This is a genomic window from Micromonospora sp. KC207 (assembly GCF_004348615.1).
GTDB lineage: Bacteria > Actinomycetota > Actinomycetes > Mycobacteriales > Micromonosporaceae > Micromonospora.
Genome location: NZ_SMKJ01000291.1, coordinates 1 through 8759 on the forward strand (window position 1 = coordinate 1; position 8759 = coordinate 8759).

The 8759-nt window shown below is 72.6% G+C and carries 9 protein-coding genes; 3 read left to right on the plus strand and 6 right to left on the minus strand.

What is annotated here, in order from left to right; translation table 11 throughout:
- From E1258_RS26780 to E1258_RS26790, 3 genes are all read right to left on the minus strand, one after another.
- Nucleotides 1-906: carbohydrate kinase family protein (locus E1258_RS26780; protein WP_132405994.1), on the minus strand; the 906-nt coding region annotated here is incomplete at its 3' end.
- A gap of 312 nt (nucleotides 907-1218) precedes the next feature.
- Nucleotides 1219-1587, minus strand: a complete 369-nt coding sequence (erpA, locus tag E1258_RS26785) for an iron-sulfur cluster insertion protein ErpA (protein ID WP_007072244.1) — start codon at nucleotides 1585-1587, stop codon at nucleotides 1219-1221.
- A 171-nt stretch (nucleotides 1588-1758) separates the two neighbouring features.
- Entirely contained in the window at nucleotides 1759-2919 is a 1161-nt protein-coding gene (locus E1258_RS26790; protein ID WP_207919729.1) for a glycerate kinase, read from the minus strand.
- A 72-nt stretch (nucleotides 2920-2991) separates the two neighbouring features.
- Between E1258_RS26790 and nadA the strand changes: the two genes are divergently transcribed.
- From nadA to E1258_RS26805, 3 genes are all read left to right on the plus strand, one after another.
- On the plus strand, nucleotides 2992-4191 hold the full coding sequence (nadA, locus tag E1258_RS26795) for a quinolinate synthase NadA (protein ID WP_165949911.1): 1200 nt from the start codon (nucleotides 2992-2994) through the stop codon (nucleotides 4189-4191).
- Nucleotides 4192-4404: 213 nt separating this feature from the next.
- Nucleotides 4405-5760 carry a UDP-N-acetylglucosamine 1-carboxyvinyltransferase gene (gene murA / locus E1258_RS26800; protein WP_132406001.1) on the plus strand — a complete coding sequence of 452 codons (1356 nt, stop codon included), beginning with the start codon at nucleotides 4405-4407 and terminating at the stop codon, nucleotides 5758-5760.
- 88 nt (nucleotides 5761-5848) lie between these two features.
- Complete coding sequence (locus tag E1258_RS26805; protein WP_132406003.1) at nucleotides 5849-6445, plus strand: DUF3043 domain-containing protein; 597 nt, start codon at nucleotides 5849-5851, stop codon at nucleotides 6443-6445.
- 13 nt (nucleotides 6446-6458) lie between these two features.
- On the opposite strand, the gene E1258_RS26810 is transcribed toward E1258_RS26805, so the two are convergent.
- From E1258_RS26810 to E1258_RS26825, 3 genes are all read right to left on the minus strand, one after another.
- On the minus strand, nucleotides 6459-7460 hold the full coding sequence (locus E1258_RS26810) for an ATP-binding cassette domain-containing protein (protein ID WP_132406005.1): 1002 nt from the start codon (nucleotides 7458-7460) through the stop codon (nucleotides 6459-6461).
- The gene (locus tag E1258_RS26815; protein WP_371688692.1) at nucleotides 7457-8314 is read right to left on the minus strand and encodes an ABC transporter permease; all 858 of its coding nucleotides are present in this window, start codon (nucleotides 8312-8314) and stop codon (nucleotides 7457-7459) included. Before E1258_RS26815 ends, E1258_RS26810 begins: the two co-directional genes overlap by 4 nt.
- The coding region (locus E1258_RS26825) for an ABC-2 family transporter protein (RefSeq protein ID WP_207919730.1) at nucleotides 8307-8759 on the minus strand (453 nt) is incomplete at its 5' end. The genes E1258_RS26815 and E1258_RS26825, both read right to left, overlap by 8 nt.

The window sequence follows — 8759 nt, forward strand, 5'->3', positions numbered from 1 at the left end:
CACGTCGGGGCGCACCTCGTACTCCTGGGTGCCGACCGTCTCCAGCACCAGCGCGGCCAGCAGGGAGCCGACCTGGGCGGCGCGTTCGAGGCCCAGTCCCCAGGAGAGGGCGGCGAAGAAGCCGGCCCGGAAGCCGTCGCCGACACCCGTCGGGTCGACGGCCTGGGTCTCCCGGACGACCGGCACGTGGATGGTGTCGAAGTCCCGGCCCGCGATCTCCGCGCCGTTGCTGCCCAGCGTGGTCACCCGGACCTTCACCCGCTCCAGTAGCTGCGCGTCGCTGAGGCCGGCCTTGCTCTGTAGCAGTGACTTCTCGTACTCGTTGGTCATCAGGTACTCGGCGCCGTCGATCAGCCCCACCACGTCCGCGCCGTCCATGCGGGCGAGCTGCTGGGACGGGTCGGCCACGAAGGCGTACCCCCGTTCGCGGCATTCGGCGGAGTGCCGCAGCATCGCGTCGGGGTCGTTGGCGCCGACCAGCACGAGGTCGAGCCCGCCCAGCCGCTGCGCGACCGGGGCCAGCTCGATGTTGCGCGCCTCGCTCATCGCCCCGGCGTAGAAGGAGGCGATCTGGCACATGTCGGTGTCGGTGGTGCAGACGAAGCGGGCCGTGTGCGCCACCTCGCTGACGTGCACCGAGTCGCAGTCGACGCCGTGCCGCTCCAGCCAGGAGCGGTAGTCGGCGAAGTCGGCGCCGACCGCGCCGAGCAGGATCGGGCGCAGGCCGAGCTGGCCCATGCCGAAGGCGATGTTGGCGGCCACCCCGCCGCGGCGCAGCACGAGGTCGTCCACCAGGAAGGACAGCGAGACCTTGTCGAGCTGGTCGGCGATGAGCTGGTCGGCGAACCGGCCGGGGAAGCTCATCAGGTGGTCGGTCGCGATCGAGCCGGTCACGGCGATCTTCATGTCAACCCTCGCGGTCGGGAGCACGGCGCGGGTCAGCCTACCGGTCCGGGCGGGGTCGTGGTCGCCCGTCGGTCGGGGAACAGTCACGGTCCGTTCGATTCCGCGTGACCCTCCGGATATCCGGCCCAGGTCCGCGCGGGTCGACCTCCCCGGTGGTGGTCGACGGACCGTAGGGCTGTCCGTAAAAATGGACGCGAAACTTCGGGCCGGCCGCCAAGATGGGCGCGGAACGGTGGGGCCGCCCGTCAAAACCGGGCGGTGGGGCCGCCCCGGTTCGGGCGGCCCCACCGTATCGGCCGGAGCGGGCGGGACTCAGCTGAACGAGTCGCCGCAGGCGCAGGAGTTGCCCGCGTTCGGGTTGTCGATCGTGAAGCCCTGAGCGTCGATCCGGTCGGCGAAGTCGATCGTGGCGCCGGTCAGGTAGGGGGCGCTCATCCGGTCGACGACGACCTCGACGCCGTCGTAGTCGGTGACGACGTCACCGTCGAGCGAACGCTCGTCGAAGAAGAGCTGGTACCTCAGGCCGGAGCAGCCCCCCGGCTGCACCGCCACCCGGAGCCGCAGATCATCGCGGCCCTCCTGCTCGATCAGGGCCTTGACCTTCTGCGCCGCGACGTCGGTGAGGACGACGGAAGTAGGGGCCTTGGCCTCGGTCGACTCGGTCTGCGCTGGCGTGGTCACGTGGAAATCTCCCTGCGCGGTCTGGGTCTGGACGCACTGGCCAACGTCGTCCGTCGCCCAGTGATTCCCGATGTGGTCGCAGTTCCGATGGTACGCCGCCCCGGGCGGTGCCACCCGGTCGACGTGACCCGGGCCGCAGGTCGGGCCCGGCGCGTCGGCCCCGACGGGCGCTCAGCGGCTCCACTGGCGGGCCAGCCGGGCGCCGAGCTGGCGCAGGCCCTCCGCCGGGCGGCTGAGCGCCGCGTCGAGCCCGCCGTGCTCCTCGCCGCCGAAGTGCTCCACCAGGCTGTACGCGTCGGTGACGCCGGCCGAGGCGGCCTCGCGCCGCCCGGTGCTCACCTGCCCCGCCAGCACCACGCAGGGCACGCCCCGGTCCCGGGCGGCCCCGGCCACCCCGGCGACGACCTTGCCGCTCAGCGACTGGTGGTCGAAGGAGCCCTCCCCGGTGATCACCAGGTCGGCCGCGTCGAGCGCGGCGGGCAGCCCGATGGCCTCGGTGACCAGGCCGATGCCGGAGCAGCAGCGACCGCCGAGGGCGAGGATCGCCGCGCCGAGGCCGCCGGCCGCGCCCCCGCCGGGCAGCGCGCCGAGGCCGGGCGGGCAGCCTGGCAGGTCCCGTTCGAGTACGCCGGCGAAGCGCTCCAGCGCGGCGTCGAGCAACAGCACGTCGGAGCGCGTCGCGCCCTTCTGCGGGCCGTAGACGTTGCTGGCGCCGTGCAGCCCGAGCAGGGGGTTGTCCACGTCGGTGGCGGCGACCAGGGTCGCACCGCGCAGCCGGGGCGCGCCGTCCAGCCCGGCGATCCCGGCCAGCGCCGCCCCGCCGTACGGCAGGGCGCGGCCGGCCTCGTCGAGCGGCGTGACGCCCAGCGCGGTGAGCAGCCCGGCCCCGCCGTCGTTGGTGCCGGATCCGCCCAGCCCGATCACCACCGTCCGGGCTCCGTTCTCCACGGCGGCGGTGACCAGTGCCCCCAGCCCGTACGAGGTGGTGGCCAACGGGTCCCGCTCGGCGGCGGCGAGCAGGTGCAGGCCGCACGCCTGGGCGCTCTCCAGGTACGCCGTGCCGTCGTCGGTGAGCAGGATCTCACCGGAGGTCGGGCGGCCGAGCGGGTCGGCCGTCGGCACCGGCACCCGGCGCCCGCCGAGCGCCTCGGCGAGCACGGCCACGAAGCCGGGGCCGCCGTCGGCGAGCGGCCGGATGAGCAGGTCGTCGCCCTCGGCCACCTCCCGCCAGCCCTCGGCCACCGCAGCGGCGACCTCCTGGGCCGGCAACGTTCCGGCGAACTTGTCGGGGCAGAGCAGCACGCGCATGCCGAGCAGTGTCGCAGGCCACATCGGCGGGGGGCAGTGTGGCAGCACACACCGGCGCGGGGCCGCTTGTCGTGTGGCTGTGGAACCATGAGTGGCGTGACTTCGACCTGGGTGGAACCCTCCAACACCGCGACGGCCCTGCTGCTGCTCGGCCGTGGCAGCGACCCCGCCACCGAGCGTGGCGTGGAGTGTCCGGGCGACCTGCCGGCGCCCAGCGACCCGGGCCTGGTGGCCCGGGCCGCGGCGGCCAAGGCGAAGCTGGGTGACAAGGTCTTCGTGCTGGGCCACCACTACCAGCGCGACGAGGTGATCCAGTTCGCCGACGTGACCGGCGACTCGTTCAAGCTGGCCCGCGAGGCGGCGGCCCGGCCGGACGCGGAGTACGTCGTCTTCTGTGGCGTGCACTTCATGGCGGAGAGCGCCGACATCCTCACCTCCGAGCGCCAGCGGGTGGTCCTGCCCGACCTGGCCGCGGGTTGCTCGATGGCGGACATGGCCGCGCTGCCCCAGGTCGAGACGGCCTGGGACGTGCTGACCGAGCTGGGCGTCGCGGCCCGGACGGTCCCGGTGACGTACATGAACTCCTCGGCGGACATCAAGGGTTTCGTCGGCCGCAACGGGGGCGTGGTCTGCACCTCGTCGAACGCGAAGCAGGCGCTGGACTGGGCGTTCGGGCAGGGGTCGAAGGTGTTGTTCCTGCCGGACCAGCATTTGGGCCGCAACACCGCCGTGCTGGAGATGGGCCTCTCGCTGGACGACTGCGTCCTGTACGACCCGCACAAGCCGCACGGCGGGCTGACCGCGGAGCAGGTGCGCGACGCGAAGATGATCCTGTGGCGCGGGCACTGCTCGGTGCACGGCCGGTTCACCCTCGACAGCGTCGAGGACGTACGCCGGCGGGTGCCGGGGGTCACCGTGCTGGTGCACCCGGAGTGCCGGCACGAGGTGGTCACCGCGGCCGACCTCGTGGGCTCGACGGAGTACATCATCCGGGCCATCGAGGCGGCACCGGCCGGCTCGGCCTGGGCGGTCGGCACCGAGCTGAACCTGGTCCGCCGGTTGGCGCTGGCCCACCCGGACAAGCAGATCATGTTCCTGGACAAGGCCATCTGCTACTGCTCGACGATGAACCGCATCGACCTGCCGCACCTGGTCTGGGCTTTGGAGGAGCTGGTGGCCGGCCGGGTGGTCAACCAGATCACCGTGGACCCGGACACCGCGCGGCACGCCCGCGCGGCGCTGGACCAGATGCTCGCCCTCCCGGGCGCGGCCACCCCGCCACCAGCGAGCGCCTGACCACCCTGCGTGAAACGTTGGGCACCGTAAAGTACCGGAAGCCCCGATTCATGCCGTCCGGGGCAAGGTGACCGTCTCCATTTTCGTCACCGAGGGCTATGCTGCCCGGGCGACGACACACGCGGGTCCGTTTTCAGCCGGCCGCATCACGGGTAACTCCCACAACGCCCGCATCACCATCGACACGGCAGCACCGACGCGCTGGAGGTTGCGTTGACCAACGACGTCCTGGTCGTACACGGAGGCACTCCGCTGGAAGGGCGGATCCGCGTGCGCGGCGCGAAGAATCTGGTTTCCAAGGCGATGGTCGCCGCCCTGCTGGGCGACAGCCCAAGCCGGCTGTTCGACGTGCCGCAGATCCGCGACGTCGAGGTCGTCCGGGGACTGCTCGGTCTGCACGGGGTCAAGGTCACCGACGGCGCCGAGGACGGTGAGCTGGTCTTCGACCCGGCCAACGTCGAGAGCGCCAGCACCGACCAGATCAACGTGCACGCCGGCTCCAGCCGCATCCCGATCCTGTTCTGCGGGCCGCTGCTGCACCGGCTCGGCCACGCGTTCATCCCCGACCTGGGCGGCTGCCACATCGGGCCGCGTCCGATCGACTTCCACCTCCAGGCGCTGCGCGAGTTCGGCGCCACCGTCGACAAGACTCCGGAGGGGCTGCACCTGTCCGCCCCGAACGGGCTGCACGGCACCAAGTTCGCCCTGCCGTACCCGAGCGTCGGCGCGACCGAGCAGGTGCTGCTCACCGCCGTGATGGCCGAGGGCGTCACCGAGCTGCGCAACGCCGCCGTCGAGCCGGAGATCATCGACCTGATCTGCATCCTGCAGAAGATGGGCGCGATCATCAAGGTGCACACCGACCGGGTGATCGAGATCCAGGGCGTGCCGAAGCTGCACGGGTACACCCACCGGCCGATCCCGGACCGGATCGAGGCGGCGAGCTGGGCGGCGGCGGCGCTGGCCACCCGCGGCCACGTCGAGGTGCTCGGCGCGCAGCAGGCCGACATGATGACCTTCCTGAACGTCTTCCGCTCCGTCGGCGGCGAGTACGAGGTCACCGACGCCCGGCCGCCGAAGCTGGGCGACCCGGGTCAGGAGGGCGGCATCCGGTTCTGGCACCCGGGCGGCGAGCTGAACGCCGTGGCGCTGGAGACCGACGTACACCCGGGCTTCATGACCGACTGGCAGCAGCCCCTCGTCGTGGCGCTGACCCAGGCCCGGGGCCTGTCGATCGTGCACGAGACGGTGTACGAGCAGCGGCTCGGCTACACCGAGGCGCTCAACACGATGGGCGCGAACATCCAGGTATACCGCGACTGCCTCGGCGGCACCCCGTGCCGCTTCGGGCGCCGCAACTTCAAGCACTCCGCGGTGATCGCCGGCCCGAGCAAGCTGCACGCGGCAGACCTGGTCATCCCGGACCTGCGCGCCGGATTCAGCCACCTGATCGCCGCGCTCGCCGCCGAGGGCACCTCCCGGGTGTACGGCGTCGACCTGATCAACCGGGGCTACGAGGACTTCGAGGCGAAGCTGGCCGACCTGGGCGCCCACGCCGAGCGCCCGTAACGCCACCCGGCGTGACCCAGCCTGCTTCCACCCGCGCCCGGTGCACCGCGATGTGCACCGGGCGCGGGCGTGTGGCTACCCTTTCCACGTGCCGTCGCTGTTTCGCCGCAAGTCCACCGACCTCGTCGACGAGTCCGTCACCACGGTGACGACCGACGAGGAATCCGCGCGCGCCCGCCGGGGCTACACCCCGGCCAAGGGCCGCGAAACGCCGAAGCGGCCCGTGGCCGGGCGCCGACCGGCCGGCCCGGCCAAGCCGCTGAGCAAGGAGGAGGCGCGGGAGCGGCGGCGGCAGTTGCGCGCCGAGTCCTCGGCCGAGTTCCGCCGCGAGGGCGGCCCGCGCGACCGTGGCCCGGAGCGGCTGCTGGTCCGCAACGTGGTCGACTCCCGGCGTACGGTGGGCACCTGGTTCTTCGGCGGGGCGCTGATCGTGCTGCTCGGCTCCAACCAGGCGATGCCGCCGATCGTCCGGCTGATCTCGAACATCCTGTGGGGCGCGCTCGCCCTCGGCGTGGTGATCGACTCGGTGCTGATCAGTCGGAAGATCTCCAAGCTGGTTCGGGAGCGCTTCCCGAAGTCCGACCAGCGGCTCGGCTCCCTCTACCTGTACGCGATCATGCGGTCGATCACCTTCCGCCGGATGCGCGCGCCGGAGCCCCGCGTCAACATCGGCGACCCGATCTGAACGCTGCCCCCTGTCAAGAAGAGGCCCCTGCCGTACCGGAAGCGTCAACGAGGGGCCCCTCCTTACCCGCGTACAGGCGGGCGACGACGTCCTCGATGTCCGGCTCGACGATCGAGACGTCACGCAGGGCGGCCAGCCCGGCCAGGGCGGCCACCACCTCGGCGACGCCCGCCGACTCCAGCGCGAAGACCAGCCGGTGCCCGTCGGCCTCCATGCGCAACAGCGGGGCGCCGGGCAGCTCCGGCGGCTCCGGCAGGGCGGTGTCCAGGTCGGCGACGACGAGACGTCGGGAGTTGTACCGGTCGTGCAGCGCGGCGATCGGGCCGTCGTGCACCACCCGGCCGTGGTCGATCACCACGAGCCGTCGGCACAGCCGCTCGATGTCGGCCAGGTCGTGAGTGGTGAGCACCAGGGTGGTGTCGCCGGAGCGGCCCAGCTCGCCCAGGAAGCCCCGCACGGCCTGCCTGCTCACCACGTCCAGCCCGATGGTCGGCTCGTCGAGGAAGATCACCTCCGGACCGTGCAGCAGGGCGGCGGTCAGCTCGCCGCGCATCCGCTGGCCGAGGGAGAGCTGCCGGACCGGGGTGTCCACGAAGGCGTCCAGGTCGAGCAGGTCGCGGCAGCGGCGCAGCCGGGCGGCGTGCTCGGCGGCCGGCACCCGGTAGACGTGCCGCAGCAGGTCGAACGACTCCCGCAGCGGCAGGTCCCACCACAGTTGGGACCGCTGGCCGAAGACCACGCCGACGCGCAGGGCCAGCCGGGTGCGCTCGGGCACCGGGCGCAGTCCGCAGACGCGTACCTCGCCGGAGGTGGGGGTGAGCACGCCGGTGAGCATCTTCAGGGTGGTGGACTTGCCGGCGCCGTTCGGGCCGATGTACCCGAGCATCTCGCCGCGCTCGACGCGCAGGTCGACCCCGGCGACCGCGTCGACGGTACGCTTCTCGCGGCGCAGCCGACCGACCTTCACCCGGACGGTGAACTCCTTGCGCAGCTCGCGCACGTCGATGACGCTCATGACCCCGTACTCCGGTAGTAGCGGACCCCGACGCGCCAGGCGGCGGCGGCGAGGGCGGCGGCGACCAGCGCAACCGCCGGCGAGACCCAACCGACCCAGGCCGGCAGGCCGAGCGGGTCCGCCCGGCCGAGCAGCGCCAGCGCCGGCTGGTAGCTGACGAAGGCGAACCCCATCCCGTACGCGAAGACCGCCCGGAACCAGCCGCCGAAGGCCGTGACGGGGTACGACGTGAAGTCGCGCCCGCCGTAGGTGACCGAGTTCGCCAGCTCCCCCGACTCGGTCCAATAGAACGACACGGTGGTGGTGGCCACGAAGATCGACCCGAAGAAGACCACCCCGGCCAGCGGGGCGAACAGCGCCAGCGCCACCCGGCCCGGGGTCCAGTCGATCCCGGCCCGGCCGAGGGCCACCAGCAGCACGGCCAGGCCGAACACCGCCCGGGACGCCTTGCGTAGCGGCAGGTCCATCAGCAGTAGCTGGGGCAACGCGCCGAGCGGGCGCAGCAGCACCGCGTCGAACAGCCCGGTGCGCACGTACGCGGGCAGCCGCTCGACGTTGCCGACCAGCAGGTCGGCGGTGGCGAACGCGCAGGCCGACAGGCCCACCATGACCAGCGTCTCGCGCAGCGTGAACCCGCCCAGCTCCCGGGTCACCCCGAAGATCACCAGCACGGTCACCACGTCGAAGAGGGTGGCACCGACGTTGCCGACCAGGTCCACCACGAACGACGCCCGGTACGCGGCCTGCGACCGGGCCTGCGCCCCGAGCAGCGCCCCGTACGCCCGCAGCCGCCCGGACACGGGCCGGGGCCGCCGCGAGGGCCGCTGCCGGGGCAGCGTCACCGGTTCAGCCACCCTGCACCACCAGCCGGCGCTCGGCGCGGCGCTGCACCAGCCGGCACAGCGCGAGGACCGCCACCGCCCAGCCGACCTGCACCCCGACCAGCCCCGCCTGCACGCCCGGCGGATCCCGCTCGACCAGCACGTCGAGCGGAATCTGTAGGAGGCTCGGGAACGGGGTGGCCAGTTGTAGCGCCATGAACAGCCCGTCGGGCAGGAAGGGCAGCGGGAAGTAGAGCCCGGCGAGCACCCCCGAGCCAAGGGTCCACAGGAGCTGCGGGCCCCGGACATCCTGGAGCCAGTACGCGGTGGCGTTGACCAGGAAACGGCAGCCGAAGCAGAGCACCACCGCCACCGTCGCGGAAACCACGAACAGCGGCACGGTCGACCAGCGGGCCGGCAGGTGCACGTCGAAGAAGATCGGGCCGACCAGGACCGGCGGCAGCAGCCGGGACACGCA